Source organism: Ectopseudomonas khazarica (assembly GCF_017915135.1).
GTDB lineage: Bacteria > Pseudomonadota > Gammaproteobacteria > Pseudomonadales > Pseudomonadaceae > Aquipseudomonas > Aquipseudomonas khazarica.
Window position 1 is genome coordinate 2,365,879 of record NZ_CP068551.1, and the last position, 19,876, is coordinate 2,385,754.

The following is a 19,876-nucleotide window of genomic DNA, read 5'->3' on the forward strand; positions in this document are numbered from 1 at the left end:
CACCTGATCGTCGAGGAGGAAAGCAGCCCGTGGATAAAGTCGACAAATCCCTGGAAACCTGGCGCGAAGAGCTGTCGCAGGAGCAATTTCACGTGTGCCGCCTGGGGGGCACGGAGCGGCCGTTCACTGGCGAGTACCATGACAGCAAGACGCCGGGTATCTACCATTGCGCCTGCTGCGGCGAGGCGCTGTTCGATTCCGCTGCCAAGTACGATTCCGGCAGTGGCTGGCCGAGCTATTTCCAGCCGGTCAACGACGAGGTGGTCGCCAGCGTCGACGATTTCAGCCACGGCATGCACCGCATCGAGGTCAAGTGCGCCAAGTGCGATGCCCATCTGGGGCATGTGTTTCCCGATGGGCCACGGCCTACCGGGCTGCGTTACTGCATCAACTCGCTGTCGCTGAAGCTGGTACCGCGCGATTGAGCCTGCGCGCCAGGCTCGATCCTGTCTGGCGTGCGATTCAATCCGGCTTGTCGCTGGCCTGGCGGTTTTCTTCCAGTTCGCTGCAGGCGCGCTGGATCATGTCTTCGGTGATGGGCACTTCGCGGCCTTCGGCGTCGATGACGAAGCCCCCGACCGGCAGTTGCCGGGCCGATGTGTCGGGGTGTTGGGCGGCGTTGTCGTGCAAGCTCATGGCCTGTCTCCTGATCAATGATGCGCGCCATTCTAGGAAGTCCAGATGAAGGCGCGGTGACAGCTGCGACGGCGGAATTCCGTCACGAAACACAGTGCGAAAGTGGTATTGCAGGCTGCGTGCCAGCCTGCGCGGAACGAGGAATACATGTCGCGTTTTCATGTTGGGCTGATCATCAATCCATTGGCCGGGCTTGGCGGTCCGGCTGCGTTCAAGGGCAGCGATGGCATGGCCGAGCAGGCTTTGGCGCTGGGTGTCGAGGCCAAGGCGGCGCAGCGTACGCGTACCGCGCTCGAACAGCTGCAGGGCTTGCATGAGCGTATCGAGTTCGTCACCTATCCCGGTGCCATGGGCGGCGATCTGCTGGCGCAGATGGGTTTCGAGCACCGCCTGCTGGGCTCGCTGGGTGCGCAGCCGACCACTGCCGAGGATACCCGGCGCGCCGTGCAGCAACTGCAGGATGCCGGTGTGGCGCTGATCCTCTTCGCCGGGGGTGACGGGACGGCGCGCGATGTCTGCGCGGTGGTGCGAGACGGGCAGCCGGTGCTGGGCATCCCGGCCGGGGTGAAGATCCAGTCCGGGGTCTATGCCATCAGCCCGCGCGCGGCGGGCGAGTTGACCGCTCGCCTGGTGGAGGGCGGCCTGGTGCGCCTGGCCAGTGGCGAGGTGCGCGATATCGATGAGAGCGCCCTGCGTGAGGGGCGCGTTACCGCGCGCTGGTACGGCGAACTGTGCGTGCCGCAGGAGGGCGGCTATGTGCAGGCGGTCAAGCAGGGCGGCATGGAGTCCGAGGAGCTGGTGCTGGCCGACCTTGCTGCCTGGCTGGAAGCAGAGTGGGAGTCGGGCGTGCGCTATGTGTTCGGCCCCGGTTCGACCCTGCACGGCCTGGCGCAGAACCTGGGGCTGGAAACAACCTTGCTGGGCGTCGACGTGATCGAGGATGGTCAGGTGATCGCCCGCGACGTCAACGAGGCCGAACTGTTCGCCCTGGTCGCTGGCCATCCCGCCTACATCCTGGTGACCGCCATCGGCGGCCAGGGGCATGTCATCGGCCGTGGCAATCAGCAGATCAGCCCGCGCGTGCTGCGCGAAGTCGGCCTGGAGCGCCTGCGGGTGGTCGCCACCAAGCGCAAGCTGGCGACGCTGGAAGGCCGTCCGCTGCTGGTCGACAGCGGCGACGTGACGCTGGACGACGCCTTTCCCGATGCCGTGCGGGTCTGGGCAGGCTACAAGGAAGAATTGCTTTATCCCCTGAGTCGATAGGAGATCGAAATGCGGGTAGTGATGCTGCTGCTGGCCTGGTCGCTGGCGTTCGCCGCGCAAGCCATCGAGGCCGACCGGCTGGTGCTGGATGCGCGCAAGCAGGTGGGTGTGACCCTGAGCTATGATCCGGCGTACCGGCGCCTGAGCTACCCGGGCGGCGATGTACCCATGGCCACCGGGGTCTGCACCGATGTGGTGATCCGGGCGTTGCGCGAGCAGGGGCTGGACCTGCAGGAGGCGGTGCACCGCGACATGCGTGGCAACTTCGCGGTGTATCCGCAGCACTGGGGGCTGAAGCGGGCGGACAGCAACATCGACCATCGCCGCGTGCCGAACCTGATGACCTGGTTCGCGCGCCAGGGCTGGTCCCTGCCGGTCAGCCAGGAGCCAGCCGCCTACGCGGCCGGTGACATCGTCACCTGGGATCTGGGGCGTGGCCTCACCCATATCGGCATCGTCAGCGACCGTCGGGCGCCAGATGGCGTGCCGCTGGTGCTGCACAACATCGGCCGTGGCACGCAGGAGGAGGACATCCTGTTCACCTTCCGGATCACCGGCCATTATCGCCCGCAGGCGCAACAGGCGAGTGCCGCGCGATGACGCAGTCGAATCTGCCGCCGGGGCTGGCTGCTGGAGAGCGCGTCGTGCTGTTCGACGGCGTCTGCAAGCTGTGCAACGGCTGGGCGAAGTTTCTCATCCGGCATGACCCCGAACGACGCTTTCGTCTGGCCTCGGTGCAGTCCGCACAGGGTCAGGCGCTGCTGGCCTGGTACGGCCTGCCGACCGATCACTTCGACAGTATGGCGCTGATCGACGAGCAGGGCTTGCACCTGCGTTCCTCCGCGCTGCTGCGCATTCTCGCCAGGCTGCCCTGGCCGTGGCGCGGGTTGAGCTGGCTGCGCCTGGTGCCCAGGCCGCTGCGTGACTGGTGCTATGACCGGATCGCGCTGAATCGCTACCGCCTGTTCGGTCGGCATGACGTCTGCCTGCTGCCCACGGCCGACCATGGCGAACGCTTCCTGCATGACTGAGCCGCGTCTGGTGCGGATCGCCTGGCCCCGGCACTGGTGTTCATCTGGCATCGGCTGGCGCCGAAGATCCTCTGGCTCAGTCCTGACGAGGTGGCGATGATCGGTGTCCATGGGCTTCCGCAGCACCCGCTGTTCGCGCCGGAACTGATCGCCCGCATCGCCGGCGCGGGGGAAATACTCCGGGTATCGTTCTGCTGACGATGCGTCGCCGGCGCTGGCCGCTGCGGGTCGCTGTCGCGGTATTGCTGGTGCTGCGGCTTGATGTTGCGCTGTTCAGTCCCCATCTGTTGCTTCAGGCGTTCAACCCGCTTTCCACCAACCTGGCTGCGCTGGCCTTGTGCGCAGTGGCCTGGCTGGCCGAAGCGCCCTCGGCTGCTGACTCCTGAGACCTGTCATGACATCGATGCTTTCTTCTCGCCAGCGTGGCGCCGTCCGCCTGGCCTGGCGCTTCATCGCGCCGTATCGCGGCCGCGTGCTGGGTGCACTGCTGGCGCTGCTGTTCACGGCGGCCATCACCCTGTCCATGGGCCAGGGCATCAAGCTGCTGGTGGACCAGGGCCTGGCCACGCAGTCACCGGCCGCGTTGCGGCATTCCCTGCTGCTGTTCTTCGTGCTGGTGCTGGCACTGGCGTTCGGCACCTACACGCGGTTCTACCTGGTGTCGTGGATCGGTGAACGGGTGGTCGCCGACATCCGCCGCCGGGTGTTCGATCACCTGATCGAGCTGCACCCCGGTTTCTACGAGAGCAACCGCAGTTCGGAGATCCAGTCGCGGCTGACCGCCGACACCACCTTGCTGCAATCGGTGATCGGTTCATCGCTGTCGATGGCGCTGCGCAACCTGATCATGCTCATCGGCGGCAGCATCCTGCTGGTGGTCACCAACCCCAAGCTCAGCGGCATCGTGCTGCTGGCCTTGCCGCTGGTGGTGGTGCCCATCCTGCTGTTCGGCCGGCGCGTGCGGGCGCTGTCGCGGCAGAGTCAGGATCGCGTGGCCGACGTCGGCAGCTACGTCGGCGAGGTGCTGGGGCAGATCAAGACCGTGCAGGCCTACAACCACCAGGATGAAGACAAGCGGCGTTTCGGCGAGTCCGCCGAGGCGGCCTTCGATGTCGCGCGCAAGCGCATCGCCCAGCGCTCCTGGCTGATCACGGTGGTGATCGTGCTGGTGCTCGGCGCGGTGGGGGTGATGCTCTGGGTCGGCGGCATGGATGTCATCGCCGGACGCATTTCCGGTGGCGAGCTGGCGGCCTTCGTGTTCTACAGCCTGATCGTCGGCTCGTCCTTCGGTACGCTGAGCGAGGTGATCGGCGAGCTGCAGCGTGCAGCCGGGGCGGCCGAGCGCATCGGCGAGCTGCTGCGTTCGCGCAACGCCATCGTGGCGCCGGAACGGTCGCAGCCGCTGCAGCGGCCAGTGCAGGGGCGCATCGAGTTGCAGGGGGTGCGCTTCGCCTATCCGTCACGTGCGGACAGCTATGCCATCGACGGCGTCGACCTGCAGGTAGCCGCGGGCGAGACGCTGGCGCTGGTGGGCCCCTCCGGGGCCGGCAAGTCGACCCTGTTCGATCTGCTGCTGCGCTTCTTCGACCCACAGCAAGGGCGTATCCTCATCGACGGGGTGCCGATCGATCAGCTCGATCCACGTGAGCTGCGTGCCTGCTTCGCGCTGGTGTCGCAGAACCCGGCGCTGTTCTACGGCTCGATCGAAGACAACATCCGCTATGGTCGCCTGGATGCGAGTCAGGCCGAGGTCGAGGCCGCTGCGCGCGCCGCGCATGCGCACGAGTTCATTCAGCGCCTGCCGCAGGGCTATCAGACACATCTGGGCGAGGCGGGGCTGGGCTTGTCCGGTGGGCAGCGCCAGCGCCTGGCGATTGCCCGCGCCTTGCTCGCCGATGCGCCGATCCTGCTGCTGGACGAGGCGACCAGTGCGCTGGACGCCGAAAGCGAGCACCTGATCCAGCAGGCGTTGCCGTCGCTGATGGCCGGGCGCACGACCCTGGTGATCGCCCATCGTCTGGCCACGGTGAAGCAGGCCGACCGCATCGCGGTGATCGAGCGCGGGCGTCTGGCCGCCATTGGCCGGCATGCCGAGCTGATCGACAGCAGCGCGCTGTATGCGCGCCTGGCAGAGCTGCAGTTCGGCAGTTAACGTTGCGGCTTGATGGTGGCGGCGGCGCCGGTCGAGGCGATGATGATCGCCGCCACGGCCAGCCACTGTCCCCAAAGCAGCTTCTCGCCGAGGAAGATCAAGCCACAGAGCGCGGCTATCGCCGGCTCCAGGCTCATCAGCACGCTGAAGGTGCGCGCGGGCATGCGTGTCAGGGCTATCATTTCCAGGCTGTACGGCAGCGCCGATGACATCACCGCCACGCCGAGGGCGATGGGCAGCAGGTCGAGGTCGAACAGGTCGCCGCCGGCGTGCCACAGGCCGACCGGCAGGACCAGCAATGCGGCAACCCAGGTGCCCAGCGCGACAGTATGACGGCCATGCTGCGCGCCGGCTTTCTGGCCGAAGATGATGTACAGCGACCAGCATACGCCGGCGCCAAGTGCCAGGCCCGCGCCGAGCGGATCGATGGCGCTTTGCGTCGCGCCGGTGGGCAGCAGCAGCCACAGGCCGGCGATGGCCAGGATTACCCAGACGAAATCCAGCAGGCGTCGCGACGAGAACAGCGCCAGGGCCAGCGGCCCGGTGAACTCCAGGGCGACGGCGATGCCCAGCGGAATGCTCTGCAGCGACATGTAGAACAACAGGTTCATGCCGCCGAGGGCCAGGCCGTAGGCGAGCAGGGCATGGCACTTGCGCAGGTCGAGCCTGGCGCGCCAGGGCTGCATCACCAGCGACAGGATGATCGCGCCAAGCACCAGGCGCAGGGCCGTGGTGCCTTCGGCGCCGACCAGGGGGAACAGGTTCTTGGCCAGCGATGCGCCGCTCTGGATCGAGGTCATGGCCACCACGAGCAGGGCGATGGGGACAAGGAGGGCGGGGCGGGGCATGAGGCTGTGTCCTGGTGCTGTTCAACGAAAAAACCGGCCGCAGGGGCCGGTTCTTCATGAGGCTTGCGGCTTAGCGGTATTCGCAGAGGTACGCGGTATCCACGGCGACCTTCAGCTGGAACTTGCTGTTGGCCTCGACGGTGAACTGGCTGCCGGCCTCGAAGGTGGTCCAGCTGTCAGTGCCCGGCAGCTTGACGGTCAGGGCGCCGGCCACGACGTGCATCACTTCCAGCTGGCTGGTGCCGAACTCGTATTCGCCCGGGGCCATGACGCCGAGGGTGGCCGGGCCTTCAGCCATGCTGAAGCCGATGGATTTGACGGTGCCGTCGAAGTACTCGTTGACCTTGAACATCTGCGATTCCTCGGAAGTGGGTGGACAAACTGCTGGGAGCCATTTGCAACGTCGCCTGGCGCCGCCCCGAAGGCAGGCCGCCACGGCGGGCATGGCCATAAAAGGGGCGCCAGTATGCCCAAGCGCCTTTTTTTCGTCATCACCCTTTGATGGGCAGTACCAGCGGCAGCAGGCGAGCGGTGTTGCGGGCATCCTCGAGCGCACGGTGCTGCTGCCCCTGAAACTGCATGCCGGCCAGTTGCAGGGCGCTGTGCAGGCCTACCGGGCGCTGCAGCTGGCGAGCCTTGGCGAAGGCCTGCTTGAGGTTCAGGTGGGGCACATCGGCGAGCAGGCTGAGGAGTTGGTGCTGGCGCCACTCCTGGTGCAGCTGGCGGCGGTCGTAATCGCCCCAGCTGCTCCAGCCGACCAGGCGCGGCGCATGCTGCGTCAGCCAGCGCTCGAACTGCGCCCAGACCTGGGGCAGTGGCGCCGCGCTGTCGACGTCCGCCTGGGTGATGTGGGTGAGCTGACGGCAGAAATCGGTCAGGCAGGGGCGTCGTTGCGGCCTGACGATGCGCTGGAAGTGGTCGCGTTCATGGCCGTCCGCTCCGACCAGGCTGGCACCGATCTCGATGATTTCCATTTCTTCCACCGGCCAGCCGCCTTCGTCGGTCGTGGCTTCCAGGTCGATGACCAACCAATGTCCCATTGGCACTCCTTAGCGTCCGATGCCCGGTTCGAGCGGGTCCGCTGGCAGTATGGAAGGGCTTTCCGGCGAGGGCAAACGTCGTGTTAGGCTCTGCCGCCTATGTCCGCAGGAGGTTGCTATGGCTAAGGTCGCGTTTATCGGCTTGGGCGTGATGGGGTATCCGATGGCCGGGCATCTCGCCCGCAACGGTCACCAGGTGACGGTGTACAACCGCTCGCCGGGCAAGGCCGAGCAGTGGCTCGGCGAGTACGCCGGCAGTGCGGCGCCGACGCCGCGCGAGGCCGCGCAGGGCGCCGAGCTGGTGATGTGCTGCGTGGGCAACGACGACGATCTGCGCAGCGTGATCCTGGGCGAGCAGGGCGCCTTCGCCGGGATGTCGCCGGGGGCGATCCTGGTCGACCACACCACGGCATCCGCCGATGTCGCCCGCGAGCTGGCGAGCATGGCCGCCGAGAGCGGGCTGGGCTTTCTCGATGCGCCAGTCTCCGGTGGCCAGGCGGGGGCGGTCAACGGCGTGCTGACGGTCATGGTGGGCGGCGAGGCGGAGACCTATGCGGTGGCCGAACCGGTGATCCAGAGTTACGCGCGGATGATGCGCCTGATGGGGCCTGCGGGCAGCGGGCAGCTGAGCAAGATGGTCAACCAGATCTGCATTGCCGGCCTGGTGCAGGGCCTGGCCGAGGCGCTGAACTTCGCGCAGTGCGCCGGGCTCGATGGTCAGGCGGTGGTCGATGTGATCAGCAAGGGCGCCGCGCAGTCCTGGCAGATGGAGAACCGCTACAAGACCATGCTGGCCGGGGAATTCGACTTCGGCTTCGCCGTCGACTGGATGCGCAAGGACCTGTCGATCCTGCTCGAGGAGTCGCGCCGCAACGGTGCGCAGTTGCCGGTGACGGCGCTGGTCGATCAGTTCTACGCCGACGTCCAGGCCATGGGCGGTGGACGCTGGGATACCTCCAGCCTGCTGGCGCGCCTGCAGCGTAACCGCTGATCACGAAAGCCCTCGACTGACGGCGCGCGGCTTATTAGCATCGCGCCGTTCGTTCTGCCTCGTCGAGGTTCCCCATGGAATGCCGTGCCGGCTGTGGCGCCTGTTGCGTCGCGCCCTCCATCAGTTCGCCCATCCCTGGCATGCCCGACGGCAAGCCGGCGGGTGTGCGCTGCATTCATCTGTCCGTCGATGCGCTCTGTGCCCTGTTCGGCAAACCGGAGCGGCCGCCCGTCTGCTTGGCGTTCAAGGCCGAGGTCGAGCTTTGCGGCGACAGTCGCGACAGCGCCATTCGCATGCTCGGCTGGCTGGAGCAGGCGACGGTCTGACGGCTGAACCCGTTTCCCCTTGCTGCGGTCGAAACGCAAACACTACCCAGAGAGCAGGTTCCAAGATGATCCGTATGTCCGTGTTGGCCGTGATGCTGTGTGCAAGCGCTGCCCAGGCTGCCGAAAGGCAATGGCAGCTGGAGCGTGAGGAGGATGGCGTGCGCGTCTATCTGGCCGACGTGCCGGGTTCCAAGTACAAGGCCTATCGCGGCGTGGTGACGATCAAGGGGGATCTGGCCGCCGTGCAGGCCGCCCAGGAGGATGTCGCCGGCTCCTGTGCCTGGATATTCAGTTGCCAGCAGCAACGCCTGCTCGAGCACGAGGGCGAGGTGAGCGAGGTGTACACGCGCTTCGACATGCCCTGGCCGGTCAAGGCGCGCGACTCGGTGATCGAGGTCACGACGCGCACGGAGGCCGATGGCACTGTCACGCGGGTGCTGGAGGCGGTGCCGCAGCGCCTGCCGGAAAACGATGATTTCGTGCGGGTGCAGCGGGTAGACGGCCAGTGGCACCTGCAGCCAATGGGCGAGGGCAGGGTAGAGGTGACCTACGAGGTGCATACCGAGCCGGGCGGGAGCGTGCCTTCGTGGCTGGCCAACAGCTTCGTCGTCGACGCGCCGTTGCAGACCCTGCAGGGCTTGCGTGCCCGGGTCGAGGGGCGCTGACAGGCGGGAATGAAAAAGGCTGCCGGATGGCAGCCTTTCTTGTCGTGCAGCGATCGATCAGTCGCGGTCGGCGGGCAGGTCGCGCTGCTCGTAGCCGGTGTACAGCTGGCGCGGACGGCCGATCTTGTACGGACCGGAGAGCATTTCCTTCCAGTGCGAGATCCAGCCCACGGTACGTGCCAGGGCGAAGATCACGGTGAACATGGAGGTCGGAATGCCGATGGCCTTGAGGATGATGCCCGAGTAGAAGTCCACGTTCGGGTAGAGGTTGCGCTCCTTGAAGTAAGGATCGTTGCGCGCGATCTCTTCCAGCTTCATGGCCAGCTCCAGCTGCGGATCGTTGATGCCCAGCTCCGCCAGAACCTCGTCGCAGGTCTGCTTCATGACCTTGGCGCGCGGGTCGAAGTTCTTGTACACGCGGTGGCCGAAGCCCATCAGCTTGAACGGGTCATCCTTGTCCTTGGCCTTGGCCACGAACTTCTCGATGTTGTCCACGCTGCCGATCTCGTCGAGCATGGTCAGCACGGCTTCGTTGGCGCCGCCGTGAGCCGGGCCCCAGAGCGCGGCGATGCCGGCTGCGATACAGGCGAACGGGTTGGCGCCCGAGGAGCCCGCCAGGCGTACGGTGGAGGTGGAGGCATTCTGCTCGTGATCGGCGTGAAGGATGAAGATCTTGTCCATCGCCTTGGCCAGCACCGGGCTGATCGGTTTGATCTCGCACGGGGTGTTGAACATCATGTGCAGGAAGTTTTCCGCGTAGTTCAGGTCGTTACGCGGGTACATCATGGGCTGGCCCATGGAGTACTTGTAGGTCATCGCGGCGATGGTCGGCATCTTGGCGACCAGGCGCATGGCGGATACTTCACGGTGCTGCGGGTTCTTGATGTCCAGCGAGTCGTGATAGAAGGCGGACAGGGCGCCGACCACGCCACACATGATGGCCATCGGGTGGGCGTCACGGCGGAAACCGTTGAAGAAGGTCTTCAGCTGCTCGTGAACCATGGTGTGGTTCTTGATGGTGCTGACGAACTTGGCTTTCTCTTCCTTGCTCGGCAGTTCGCCGTTGAGCAGCAGGTAGCAGGTTTCCAGGTAGTCGGATTGCTCGGCGAGCTGTTCGATGGGGTAGCCGCGGTGCAGCAGAATCCCTTTGTCGCCGTCGATATAGGTGATCTTCGACTCGCAAGAGGCGGTCGACATGAAACCAGGATCAAATGTGAACCGACCCGTGGCGGTCAGGCTCCGCACATCGATTACATCGGGACCAACAGTGCCGGTCAGAACGGGCAGTTCGACGGGGGCATTGCCCTCGATGATCAACTGCGCTTTTTTGTCAGCCATATGTGGCCTCCTAGTTATGCTTGAAATCATCAGACGGCCCCCCACGCAGGGCCCGCACCACTATAGTGGGATAAATTCGAAAGTCAATTTGCGAGAACCCAGGCAGTAGAAGGGTTTGGGCGGGATTTTCAGCGAAAAAAGGCCGCTATTTACGCCATTTGTTTGCAGGCTGCAATGCGCTTTTTGGGGTAGGCCATTGCATTGTCATTAGTCTGCTAACTGTCTATACTCTGCGCCCGACCGCCAGGGGCTTTGCGGCCATATCATGGCGGTCGTCACTCCTTGGGTGATGGGTACCTGACCAGTGCACTTCCCAACAACTTTGCCCTGAAGTTTAGGGGCTCTCAGTGTGATAAAAAGCCGTGAATAGCCAACGACCTGTAAACCTAGACCTTAGGACTATCAAGCTCCCAATCACCGCTTACACGTCCATTCTTCACCGTATCTCCGGTGTCATCCTCTTTGTCGGTATCGCCATTCTGCTGTTCGGCCTCGACAAGTCGCTGGCGTCCGAAGAGGGCTTCGCCCAGGTGAAAGAATGCCTGACCAGCCCGCTGGCCAAGTTCGTGATCTGGGGTCTTCTGTCCGCTCTGCTGTACCACCTGGTGGCCGGTGTGCGCCACTTGATCATGGACATGGGCATCGGTGAGACGCTGGAAGGCGGCAAGCTGGGCTCGAAAATCGTCATCGCCGTTGCTGCGGTCGTGATCGTGCTGCTGGGGGTATGGATATGGTAACTAATGTCACGAACTTCTCGCGTTCGGGCCTCTATGACTGGATGGCTCAGCGCGTTTCTGCGGTCGTTCTCGCGGCTTACACGCTGTTCCTGCTGGGCTATGTGATCTGCAATCCGGGCATGGGCTACGCCGAATGGCACGGCCTGTTCTCCAGTACCGCGATGCGCATCTTCAGCCTGCTGGCACTGGTTGCACTGAGCGTGCACGCCTGGGTCGGCATGTGGACCATTTCCACCGACTACCTGACGCCGATGGCGCTGGGCAAGTGGGCGACTGGTGTGCGTTTCCTGTTCCAGGCCGTGTGTGGCATCGCCATGTTCGCGATGTTCGTCTGGGGCGTGCAGATTCTGTGGGGTTTCTGATTCATGTCTAGCATCCGTACTCTTTCCTATGACGCCATCATCGTAGGTGGCGGCGGCGCCGGCATGCGTGCTGCGCTGCAACTGGCCCAGGGTGGTCACAAGACTGCCGTGGTCACCAAGGTGTTCCCGACTCGCTCGCACACCGTTTCCGCCCAGGGTGGCATCACCTGCGCCATCGCTTCGGCCGACCCGAATGACGATTGGCGCTGGCACATGTACGACACCGTCAAGGGCTCCGACTACATCGGTGACCAGGACGCCATCGAATACATGTGCTCCGTTGGTCCGGAAGCCGTGTTCGAGCTCGAGCACATGGGTCTGCCGTTCTCCCGTACCGAACAGGGCCGCATCTACCAGCGTCCGTTCGGTGGTCAGTCCAAGGGGCCGGACAATCCGACCCAGGCTGCTCGTACCTGCGCCGCTGCCGACCGTACCGGTCACGCGCTGCTGCACACCCTGTACCAGGCCAACCTGAAGGCTGGCACCTCGTTCCTCAACGAGTGGTACGCCGTCGACCTGGTGAAGAACCAGGATGGCGCCATCGTCGGCATCATCGCCATCTGCATCGAGACCGGCGAGACCGTATACATCCGCTCCAAGGCCGTGGTCCTGGCCACTGGCGGTGCTGGCCGTATCTACGCCTCCACCACCAACGCCCTGATCAACACCGGTGACGGCGTGGGCATGGCCCTGCGTGCCGGTGTGCCGGTGCAGGACATCGAAATGTGGCAGTTCCACCCGACCGGTATCGCCGGCGCTGGTGTACTGGTCACCGAAGGCTGCCGTGGTGAGGGTGGTTACCTGATCAACGCCCATGGCGAGCGCTTCATGGAGCGCTATGCGCCGAACGCCAAGGACCTCGCTGGTCGTGACGTCGTCGCCCGTTCCATGGTCAAGGAAGTGATCGCCGGCAACGGTGTGGGCCCGAACAAGGACCACGTACTGCTGAAACTCGATCACCTCGGCGAAGAAGTGCTGCACAGCCGTCTGCCGGGCATCTGCGAACTGTCCAAGACCTTCGCGCACGTCGACCCGGTCGTTGCCCCGGTTCCGGTGATCCCGACCTGCCACTACATGATGGGCGGCGTGGCCACCAACATCCATGGCCAGGCCATCACTCAGGACGCCAACGGCAAGGACACCATCATCGAAGGTCTGTTCGCCGTGGGCGAGGTCGCCTGCGTATCGGTGCACGGTGCCAACCGTCTGGGCGGCAACTCGCTGCTCGACCTGGTGGTATTTGGCCGCGCGGCTGGCCTGCACCTGGAAAAAGCGCTCAAGGAAGGTGTCGAGGTGCGTGGCGCCAGCGAAACCGACATCGAGCAGTCGCTGGCCCGTCTGGCCGGCGTCAACGAGCGCAGCACCGGTGAAGAGGTCGCGCCGCTCAAGCGCGAGCTGCAACAGTGCATGCAGAACTACTTCGGTGTATTCCGTACCGGCGAATACATGCAGAAGGGCATCCAACAACTGGCCGACCTGCGCGAGCGTATCGCGACGGTGAAGATCTCCGACAAGAGCCAGGCGTTCAACACTGCGCGTATCGAGGCGCTGGAACTGCAAAACCTGCTCGAAGTTGCCGAAGCGACTGCGGTTGCCGCCGAGGCTCGCAAGGAGTCCCGTGGTGCCCACGCTCGTGAAGACTTCGAAGAGCGCGACGATCAGAACTGGCTGTGCCACTCCCTGTACTTCCCGGGTGAGAAGCGCGTAGCCAAGCGTGACGTGAACTTCGCGCCGAAGACCGTTCCGGCGTTTGAACCCAAGGTTCGGACTTATTAAGGGTGACTGATATGTTGCAAGTCAGTGTTTATCGCTACAACCCGGAGAAAGACGCTGCTCCGTTCATGCAGGACTTCCAGATCGACACCAACGGCAAGGACATCATGGTCCTGGACGTGCTGGCGCTGATCAAGGAACAGGACGAGGGTTTCTCCTATCGTCGTTCCTGCCGTGAAGGCGTGTGCGGCTCCGACGGCATGAACATCAACGGCAAGAACGGTCTGGCCTGCATCACTCCGCTGTCCGCAGCGGGGCTGAAGGGTGGCAAGCTGGTGATCCGTCCGCTGCCGGGGCTGCCGGTCATTCGTGACCTGGTCGTCGACATGAGCATCTTCTACAAGCAGTACGAGAAAGTGCAGCCGTTCCTGCAGAACGACACGCCGGCTCCGGCCATCGAGCGTCTGCAGTCGCCGGAAGAGCGTGAGAAGCTCGACGGTCTGTACGAGTGCATCCTGTGCGCTTGCTGCTCGACCAGCTGCCCGTCGTTCTGGTGGAATCCGGACAAGTTCCTCGGTCCCGCTGCGCTGCTGCAGGCCTATCGTTTCCTGGCCGACAGCCGCGACACCAAGACCTCCGAGCGTCTGGCGTCCCTGGATGATCCGTTCAGCGTGTTCCGCTGCCGCGGCATCATGAACTGCGTCAACGTTTGTCCGAAAGGCCTGAACCCGACCAAGGCCATCGGTCACGTGCGCAACATGCTGCTGCAGAGCGGTACCTGATTCGCAAGTTGCTATACCTGTAACACCTGCGGGACCGACTCCGGTCGGTTTCGCAGCAAAAGCCAGAACCGCAGCCCACAAAGCCGCGGTTCATACTCGAAAAACATGACGACCAGCAGGGGCATCCGGGCTGGTACCCGGGCTATCTGCGGGAACCCAAGTGGCTGTATCCGAGTCGCAGCATCATGACTTCTGATCGGACCATGCGGTTTTCACGCCGGTGGTGTCCCCTTACCGAGGGTGACCAAGCATGCAAGAAAGCGTGATGCAGCGCATGTGGGACAGTGCCCACCTATCCGGTGGCAACGCTGCCTACGTGGAAGAGCTCTACGAGCTCTACCTGCACGATCCCAACGCTGTGCCAGAAGAGTGGCGCACTTACTTCCAGAAGTTGCCGACCGACGGCAGCGCTGCAACGGACGTATCGCATTCGACCATTCGCGATCATTTCGTCCTGCTCGCCAAGAATTCGCGTCGTGCCCAGCCGGTTTCCGCCGGGGCCGTCAGCAGCGAGCACGAGAAAAAGCAGGTGGAAGTGCTGCGTCTGATCCAGGCCTACCGCATGCGTGGCCATCAGGCCGCCCAGCTCGACCCTCTGGGTCTGTGGGTGCGCACTGCGCCGTCTGATCTGTCGATCAATCACTACGGTCTGACCGATGCGGATCTGGATACCACGTTCCGTACTGGCGAACTGTACATCGGCAAAGAAGAAGCAACGCTACGCGAAATCCGCGATGCGCTGCAGCAGACATATTGTCGCACCATCGGGGCCGAGTTCACCCACATCGTCGATTCCGGTCAGCGCAACTGGTTCGCCCAGCGCCTGGAAAGCGTACGCGGTCGCCCGCAGTTTTCCGCCGAGGTTCAGGCGCACGTGCTCGAACGCGTCACCGCTGCCGAAGGCCTGGAGAAGTACCTGGGCACCAAGTACCCGGGCACCAAGCGCTTCGGCCTGGAAGGTGGCGAGAGCCTGATCCCGCTGCTGGATGAGATCATCCAGCGCTCCGGTTCCTATGGCACCAAGGAAATCGTCATCGGCATGGCCCACCGTGGCCGTCTGAACGTACTGGTCAACACCTTCGGCAAGAACCCGCGCGACCTGTTCGACGAGTTCGAAGGCAAGAAGACCGAAGGCCTGTCCTCCGGTGACGTCAAGTACCACCAGGGTTTCTCGTCCAACGTGATGACCCAGGGTGGCGAAGTGCACCTGGCGCTGGCATTCAACCCCTCGCACCTGGAAATCGTTTCCCCGGTGGTCGAGGGCTCGGTACGTGCCCGTCAGGATCGCCGCAGCGATGCCGGTGGTGAGAAGGTCCTGCCGATCTCCATCCACGGCGACGCGGCTTTCGCCGGTCAGGGCGTGGTCATGGAAACCTTCCAGATGTCGCAGACCCGCGGCTACAAGACTGGCGGCACCATCCACATCGTGATCAACAACCAGGTCGGCTTCACCATCAGCAACCCGCTGGATGCGCGCTCCACCGAGTACGCTACCGACGTGGCCAAGATGATCCAGGCGCCGATCTTCCACGTGAACGGCGATGATCCGGAAGCGGTGCTGTTCGTTACCCAGCTGGCCGTCGATTACCGCATGCAGTACAAGCGTGACGTGGTCATCGACCTGGTCTGCTACCGCCGCCGTGGTCACAACGAGGCCGACGAGCCGAACGGCACCCAGCCGCTGATGTACCAGCAGATCTCCAAGCAGCGCACCACCCGTGAGCTGTACGCGGATGCCCTGATTGCGGCCGGCGTGCAGAGCAACGACGACGTGCAGGCCAAGATCGACGAGTACCGCACCGCGCTGGACAACGGTCAGCACGTGGTCAAGAGCCTGGTCAAGGAGCCCAACAAGGAACTGTTCGTCGACTGGCGTCCGTACCTGGGCCACGCCTGGACCGCGCGTCACGACACGCGTTTCGACCTCAAGACCCTGCAGGATCTGTCCTCCAAGCTGCTGGAAATCCCGGAAGGCTTCGTCGTCCAGCGTCAGGTCGCGAAGATTCTCGAGGATCGCCAGAAGATGGGCGCCGGTGGCCTGCCGATCAACTGGGGCTTCGCCGAGACCATGGCCTACGCCACGCTGCTGGTCGAAGGTCACCCGATCCGCATGACCGGCCAGGACATCGGCCGTGGCACCTTCTCGCACCGCCACGCGGTGCTGCACAACCAGAAGGACGCCGCGACCTATGTTCCGCTGAAGAACCTGTACGACGGTCAGCCGAAGTTCGAGCTGTACGACTCCTACCTCTCCGAGGAAGCCGTACTGGCCTTCGAATACGGCTACGCCACCACCACGCCGAACGCGCTGGTGATCTGGGAAGCCCAGTTCGGCGACTTCGCCAACGGTGCCCAGGTGGTGTTCGACCAGTTCATCTCCAGTGGCGAGCACAAGTGGGGTCGTCTCTGCGGCCTGACCGTCCTGCTGCCGCATGGTTACGAAGGGCAGGGGCCTGAGCACAGCTCGGCGCGTCTGGAGCGTTACCTGCAGCTGTGCGCCGAGCACAACATGCAGGTCTGCGTACCGACCACCCCGGCACAGGTCTACCACATGCTGCGTCGCCAGGTGATCCGTCCGCTGCGCAAGCCGCTGGTGGTGCTGACGCCGAAGTCGCTGCTGCGCCACAAGCTGGCCATCTCGACCCTGGACGATCTGGCCGAAGGCTCCTTCCAGACCGTCATCGGCGAGATCGATGGGCTGGATCCGAAGAAGGTCGAGCGTCTGGTCCTGTGCAGCGGCAAGGTCTACTACGACCTGCTGGAGAAGCGTCGTGCCGAGGGCCGCGAAGATATCGCCATCGTGCGTATCGAGCAGCTCTACCCGTTCCCGGAAGAGGACCTGGCCGAGGCGCTGGCACCGTACAAGAACCTCAAGCACATCGTCTGGTGTCAGGAAGAACCGATGAACCAGGGCGCCTGGTACTGCAGTCAGCACCACATGCGTCGCGTCGCCACTGCGCACAAGAAGGCCCTGTTCCTCGAGTACGCCGGTCGTGATGCGTCGGCAGCGCCGGCTTGCGGTTATGCCTCGATGCACGCCGAGCAGCAGGAAAAACTGCTGCAGGACGCCTTTACTGTTTAACGCCTTCATCCGCCAGGTGGCAGGTGCCACCTGGCGGTAAAACCGAATTTAAGGAAACGCATACAATGGCTATCGAGATCAAAGCCCCAACCTTCCCGGAATCGGTTGCCGACGGCACCGTGGCCACCTGGCACAAGAAGCCGGGCGAAGCGGTCAAGCGCGATGAGCTGATCGTCGACATCGAAACCGACAAGGTGGTGATCGAAGTCCTGGCCGAGGCCGATGGTGTCCTGGCTGAAGTCATCAAGAACGAAGGCGACACCGTTCTGTCCAACGAGCTGCTGGGCAAACTGACCGAAGGTGGCGCTGCCGCCGCTGCTCCGGCTGCCGCTCCGGCCGCTGCCGCTGCGCCTGCCCAGGCTGCTGCTCCGGCCGCTGCTGGCGGTGACGATGCGATCCTGTCCCCGGCTGCGCGCAAGCTGGCCGAAGAGAACGGCATCGACCCGAACAGCATCGCCGGCACCGGCAAGGGTGGCCGCGTGACCAAGGAAGACGTGGTCGCCGCCGTCGAAGCCAAGAAGAACGCGCCGGCCGCTGCTGCCAAGCCGGCTGCCGCTCCGGCCGCTGCTGCTCCGGTAGTCGCCACTGGCGACCGTACCGAGAAGCGCGTACCGATGACCCGCCTGCGCGCCAAGATCGCCGAGCGTCTGGTCGAGGCGCAGTCCTCCATGGCCATGCTGACCACCTTCAACGAAGTCGACATGACCGAAGTCATGGCGCTGCGTTCGAAGTACAAGGACCTGTTCGAGAAGTCCCACAACGGCGTACGCCTGGGCTTCATGTCGTTCTTCGTCAAGGCGGCTACCGAGGCGCTGAAACGCTTCCCGGCGGTCAACGCCTCGATCGACGGCAACGACATCGTTTACCACGGCTATGCCGACGTCGGCGTCGCCGTATCCAGCGACCGTGGCCTGGTGGTCCCGGTTCTGCGCAACGCCGAGCTGATGAGCCTGGCTGAAATCGAGAACGGCATTGCCACCTTCGGCAAGAAGGCCCGTGACGGCAAGCTGGCGATCGAAGAAATGACCGGCGGCACCTTCACCATCACCAACGGTGGTACCTTCGGTTCGATGATGTCGACTCCGATCGTCAACCCGCCGCAGGCCGCCATCCTGGGTATGCACAACATCATCCAGCGTCCGATGGCGATCAACGGCCAGGTGGTGATCCGCCCGATGATGTATCTGGCGCTGTCTTACGACCACCGCCTGATCGATGGTAAGGAAGCCGTGACCTTCCTGGTGACCATCAAGAACTTGCTTGAAGACCCGGCTCGCCTGCTGCTGGACATCTAAAAGCCAGTCTCCTCCACGGCGGCCCTGTTTACAGGGCCGTCCGGTTTATTCGAGAAGGAATACGTTATGACCCAGAAATTCGACGTGGTAGTCATCGGTGCCGGCCCTGGTGGCTATGTTGCCGCCATCAAAGCAGCGCAACTCGGTCTGAAGACCGCCTGTATCGAAAAATATCAGGGCAAGGACGGCAAGACCGCCCTCGGCGGCACCTGCCTGAACGTCGGCTGCATCCCCTCCAAGGCGCTGCTGGACAGCTCCTGGAAGTACCACGAAGCGAAGGAAGGTTTCGCCGTTCACGGCATCGAAGCCAAGGGCGTGACCATCGACGTTCCGGCGATGATCGGGCGCAAGGCCACCATCGTTAAGAACCTGACCGGTGGTATCGCCTCGCTGTTCAAGGCCAACGGCGTGACCCTGCTGGAAGGCCACGGCAAGCTGCTGGCTGGCAAGCAGGTCGAAGTGACCGGCACCGACGGCAAGACCCAGGTGGTCGAAGGCGCTCACGTGATCATCGCTTCCGGCTCCAAGCCGGTCGAGATTCCGCCGGCTCCGGTCGATCAGGACGTCATCGTCGACTCTACCGGCGCCCTGGAATTCCAGAGCGTACCGAAGAAGCTGGGCGTCATCGGCGCTGGCGTGATCGGTCTGGAGCTGGGCTCGGTATGGGCCCGTCTGGGTTCCGAAGTCACCGTGCTGGAAGCGATGGACAAGTTCCTCGCCGCTGCTGACGAGCAGATCGCCAAGGAAGCCCAGAAGACCCTGACCAAGCAGGGTCTGGACATCCGCCTGGGCGCTCGCGTCACCGGTTCGGAAGTCAAGAAGAAGCAGGTCACCGTCAGCTTCACCGACGCCAACGGCGAGCAGAAGATGGTCTTCGACAAGCTGATCGTGGCCGTGGGCCGTCGCCCGGTGACCACCGATCTGCTGGCCGCCGACAGCGGCGTGGACCTGGACGAGCGTGGCTTCATCTACGTCAACGATCAGTGCGAAACCAGCGTACCGGGCGTCTACGCCATCGGTGACGTGGTGCGTGGCGCCATGCTCGCGCACAAGGCCTCGGAAGAGGGCGTGATGGTCGCCGAGCGTATCGCCGGCCACAAGGCGCAGATGAACTACGACCTGATCCCGTCGGTCATCTACACCCACCCGGAAATCGCATGGGTCGGCAAGACCGAGCAGCAGCTGAAAGGTGAGGGCGTTGCCATCAACATCGGTACCTTCCCGTTCGCTGCCAGCGGCCGTGCCATGGCTGCCAACGACACCGGCGGCCTGGTCAAGGTCATCGCCGATGCCAACACCGACCGCGTACTGGGCGTTCACGTGATCGGCCCAAGCGCTGCCGAGCTGGTACAGCAAGGCGCCATCGGTATGGAATTCGGCACCAGCGCCGAAGACCTGGGCATGATGGTCTTCTCGCACCCGACCCTGTCCGAGGCGCTGCACGAAGCGGCCCTGGCAGTGAACGGTGGCGCGATCCACATCGCCAACCGCAAGAAGCGCTAAGTGTGAAAGGTGGTCGGCATCTGCCGGCCGCCCGAGTTGTTGTAAGCCGCCGTGGTAGGTGGGGCGTCGCGTAATCGCCTCATCGTCGCGGTGGTTTTTGCAAGCAGAACCA

The 19,876-nt window shown here is 64.0% G+C and carries 22 protein-coding genes; 17 read left to right on the forward strand and 5 right to left on the reverse strand.

Annotated elements, in window-relative coordinates; genetic code table 11:
- Positions 1 to 29: 29 nt before the first annotated feature.
- Positions 30 to 425: a peptide-methionine (R)-S-oxide reductase MsrB gene (gene msrB, locus JLK41_RS11250; RefSeq protein WP_037051870.1), complete on the forward strand. Its 396-nt coding sequence runs from the start codon at positions 30 to 32 to the stop codon at positions 423 to 425.
- A gap of 37 nt (positions 426 to 462) precedes the next feature.
- On the opposite strand, the gene JLK41_RS11255 is transcribed toward msrB, so the two are convergent.
- Positions 463 to 636 (reverse strand): PA1571 family protein, encoded by a 174-nt coding sequence (locus tag JLK41_RS11255; RefSeq protein ID WP_179554083.1) that lies wholly within the window; start codon positions 634 to 636, stop codon positions 463 to 465.
- Between the two features lie 147 nt (positions 637 to 783).
- On the opposite strand from JLK41_RS11255, the gene JLK41_RS11260 reads away from it, so the two are divergent.
- From JLK41_RS11260 to JLK41_RS11280, 6 genes are read left to right on the forward strand one after another with little or no spacing between them, the layout of a single operon-like run.
- Positions 784 to 1,899: an ATP-NAD kinase family protein gene (locus tag JLK41_RS11260; RefSeq protein WP_037051871.1), complete on the forward strand. Its 1,116-nt coding sequence runs from the start codon at positions 784 to 786 to the stop codon at positions 1,897 to 1,899.
- Positions 1,900 to 1,908: 9 nt separating this feature from the next.
- Positions 1,909 to 2,499, forward strand: coding sequence for a DUF1287 domain-containing protein (locus JLK41_RS11265; RefSeq protein WP_210391020.1), 591 nt, complete (start codon positions 1,909 to 1,911; stop codon positions 2,497 to 2,499).
- Positions 2,496 to 2,930, forward strand: coding sequence for a thiol-disulfide oxidoreductase DCC family protein (locus tag JLK41_RS11270; protein ID WP_047584302.1), 435 nt, complete (start codon positions 2,496 to 2,498; stop codon positions 2,928 to 2,930). The genes JLK41_RS11265 and JLK41_RS11270 overlap by 4 nt, the downstream gene beginning before the upstream one ends.
- Positions 2,931 to 2,966: 36 nt before the next feature.
- Positions 2,967 to 3,128, forward strand: a complete 162-nt coding sequence (locus JLK41_RS25505; protein ID WP_342357378.1) for a hypothetical protein — start codon at positions 2,967 to 2,969, stop codon at positions 3,126 to 3,128.
- 2 nt (positions 3,129 to 3,130) lie between these two features.
- Positions 3,131 to 3,316 carry a DoxX-like family protein gene (locus tag JLK41_RS25510; protein ID WP_342357379.1) on the forward strand — a complete coding sequence of 62 codons (186 nt, stop codon included), beginning with the start codon at positions 3,131 to 3,133 and terminating at the stop codon, positions 3,314 to 3,316.
- Between the two features lie 8 nt (positions 3,317 to 3,324).
- The gene (locus JLK41_RS11280; protein WP_210391021.1) at positions 3,325 to 5,082 is read left to right on the forward strand and encodes an ABC transporter transmembrane domain-containing protein; all 1,758 of its coding nucleotides are present in this window, start codon (positions 3,325 to 3,327) and stop codon (positions 5,080 to 5,082) included.
- Here the strand turns inward: JLK41_RS11280 and rhtA are convergent.
- The 3 genes from rhtA to JLK41_RS11295 all read right to left on the reverse strand — a co-directional run bounded on the left by rhtA (position 5,079) and on the right by JLK41_RS11295 (position 6,970).
- On the reverse strand, positions 5,079 to 5,930 hold the full coding sequence (gene rhtA / locus JLK41_RS11285; protein ID WP_179554086.1) for a threonine/homoserine exporter RhtA: 852 nt from the start codon (positions 5,928 to 5,930) through the stop codon (positions 5,079 to 5,081). The genes JLK41_RS11280 and rhtA overlap by 4 nt on opposite strands.
- Before the next feature lie 70 nt (positions 5,931 to 6,000).
- A complete protein-coding gene (gene ppnP, locus JLK41_RS11290; protein ID WP_037051876.1) occupies positions 6,001 to 6,282 on the reverse strand; it encodes a pyrimidine/purine nucleoside phosphorylase in 282 nt (93 codons plus the stop codon).
- A gap of 139 nt (positions 6,283 to 6,421) precedes the next feature.
- Positions 6,422 to 6,970, reverse strand: coding sequence for a 3'-5' exonuclease (locus JLK41_RS11295; RefSeq protein WP_037051877.1), 549 nt, complete (start codon positions 6,968 to 6,970; stop codon positions 6,422 to 6,424).
- A 118-nt stretch (positions 6,971 to 7,088) separates the two neighbouring features.
- Between JLK41_RS11295 and JLK41_RS11300 the strand changes: the two genes are divergently transcribed.
- From JLK41_RS11300 to JLK41_RS11310, 3 genes are all read left to right on the forward strand, one after another.
- The gene (locus JLK41_RS11300) at positions 7,089 to 7,961 is read left to right on the forward strand and encodes an NAD(P)-dependent oxidoreductase (protein ID WP_210391022.1); all 873 of its coding nucleotides are present in this window, start codon (positions 7,089 to 7,091) and stop codon (positions 7,959 to 7,961) included.
- A gap of 74 nt (positions 7,962 to 8,035) precedes the next feature.
- Positions 8,036 to 8,287, forward strand: coding sequence for a YkgJ family cysteine cluster protein (locus tag JLK41_RS11305; protein ID WP_210391023.1), 252 nt, complete (start codon positions 8,036 to 8,038; stop codon positions 8,285 to 8,287).
- Positions 8,288 to 8,352: 65 nt separating this feature from the next.
- The gene (locus JLK41_RS11310; RefSeq protein WP_210391024.1) at positions 8,353 to 8,952 is read left to right on the forward strand and encodes an START domain-containing protein; all 600 of its coding nucleotides are present in this window, start codon (positions 8,353 to 8,355) and stop codon (positions 8,950 to 8,952) included.
- A 57-nt stretch (positions 8,953 to 9,009) separates the two neighbouring features.
- Here the strand turns inward: JLK41_RS11310 and gltA are convergent, their stop codons facing one another.
- A complete protein-coding gene (gene gltA, locus JLK41_RS11315) occupies positions 9,010 to 10,290 on the reverse strand; it encodes a citrate synthase (protein WP_210391025.1) in 1,281 nt (426 codons plus the stop codon).
- A gap of 362 nt (positions 10,291 to 10,652) precedes the next feature.
- Here gltA and sdhC point away from each other — a divergent pair, with 362 nt between their 5' ends.
- The 7 genes from sdhC (at position 10,653) to lpdA (ending at position 19,764) form a co-directional block, all read left to right on the forward strand.
- Positions 10,653 to 11,027 carry a succinate dehydrogenase, cytochrome b556 subunit gene (gene sdhC / locus JLK41_RS11320; protein WP_037051882.1) on the forward strand — a complete coding sequence of 125 codons (375 nt, stop codon included), beginning with the start codon at positions 10,653 to 10,655 and terminating at the stop codon, positions 11,025 to 11,027.
- Positions 11,021 to 11,389, forward strand: coding sequence for a succinate dehydrogenase, hydrophobic membrane anchor protein (gene sdhD / locus JLK41_RS11325; RefSeq protein WP_037051883.1), 369 nt, complete (start codon positions 11,021 to 11,023; stop codon positions 11,387 to 11,389). Before sdhC ends, sdhD begins: the two co-directional genes overlap by 7 nt.
- Positions 11,390 to 11,392: 3 nt before the next feature.
- Entirely contained in the window at positions 11,393 to 13,165 is a 1,773-nt protein-coding gene (gene sdhA / locus JLK41_RS11330; RefSeq protein WP_037051884.1) for a succinate dehydrogenase flavoprotein subunit, read from the forward strand.
- A gap of 11 nt (positions 13,166 to 13,176) precedes the next feature.
- On the forward strand, positions 13,177 to 13,884 hold the full coding sequence (locus tag JLK41_RS11335) for a succinate dehydrogenase iron-sulfur subunit (RefSeq protein ID WP_037051885.1): 708 nt from the start codon (positions 13,177 to 13,179) through the stop codon (positions 13,882 to 13,884).
- Between the two features lie 250 nt (positions 13,885 to 14,134).
- Positions 14,135 to 16,966: a 2-oxoglutarate dehydrogenase E1 component gene (locus JLK41_RS11340; RefSeq protein ID WP_037051886.1), complete on the forward strand. Its 2,832-nt coding sequence runs from the start codon at positions 14,135 to 14,137 to the stop codon at positions 16,964 to 16,966.
- A gap of 65 nt (positions 16,967 to 17,031) precedes the next feature.
- Positions 17,032 to 18,261 (forward strand): 2-oxoglutarate dehydrogenase complex dihydrolipoyllysine-residue succinyltransferase, encoded by a 1,230-nt coding sequence (gene odhB, locus JLK41_RS11345; RefSeq protein ID WP_037051887.1) that lies wholly within the window; start codon positions 17,032 to 17,034, stop codon positions 18,259 to 18,261.
- A gap of 66 nt (positions 18,262 to 18,327) precedes the next feature.
- Positions 18,328 to 19,764, forward strand: a complete 1,437-nt coding sequence (gene lpdA / locus JLK41_RS11350) for a dihydrolipoyl dehydrogenase (RefSeq protein WP_037051888.1) — start codon at positions 18,328 to 18,330, stop codon at positions 19,762 to 19,764.
- Positions 19,765 to 19,876: the final 112 nt, after the last annotated feature.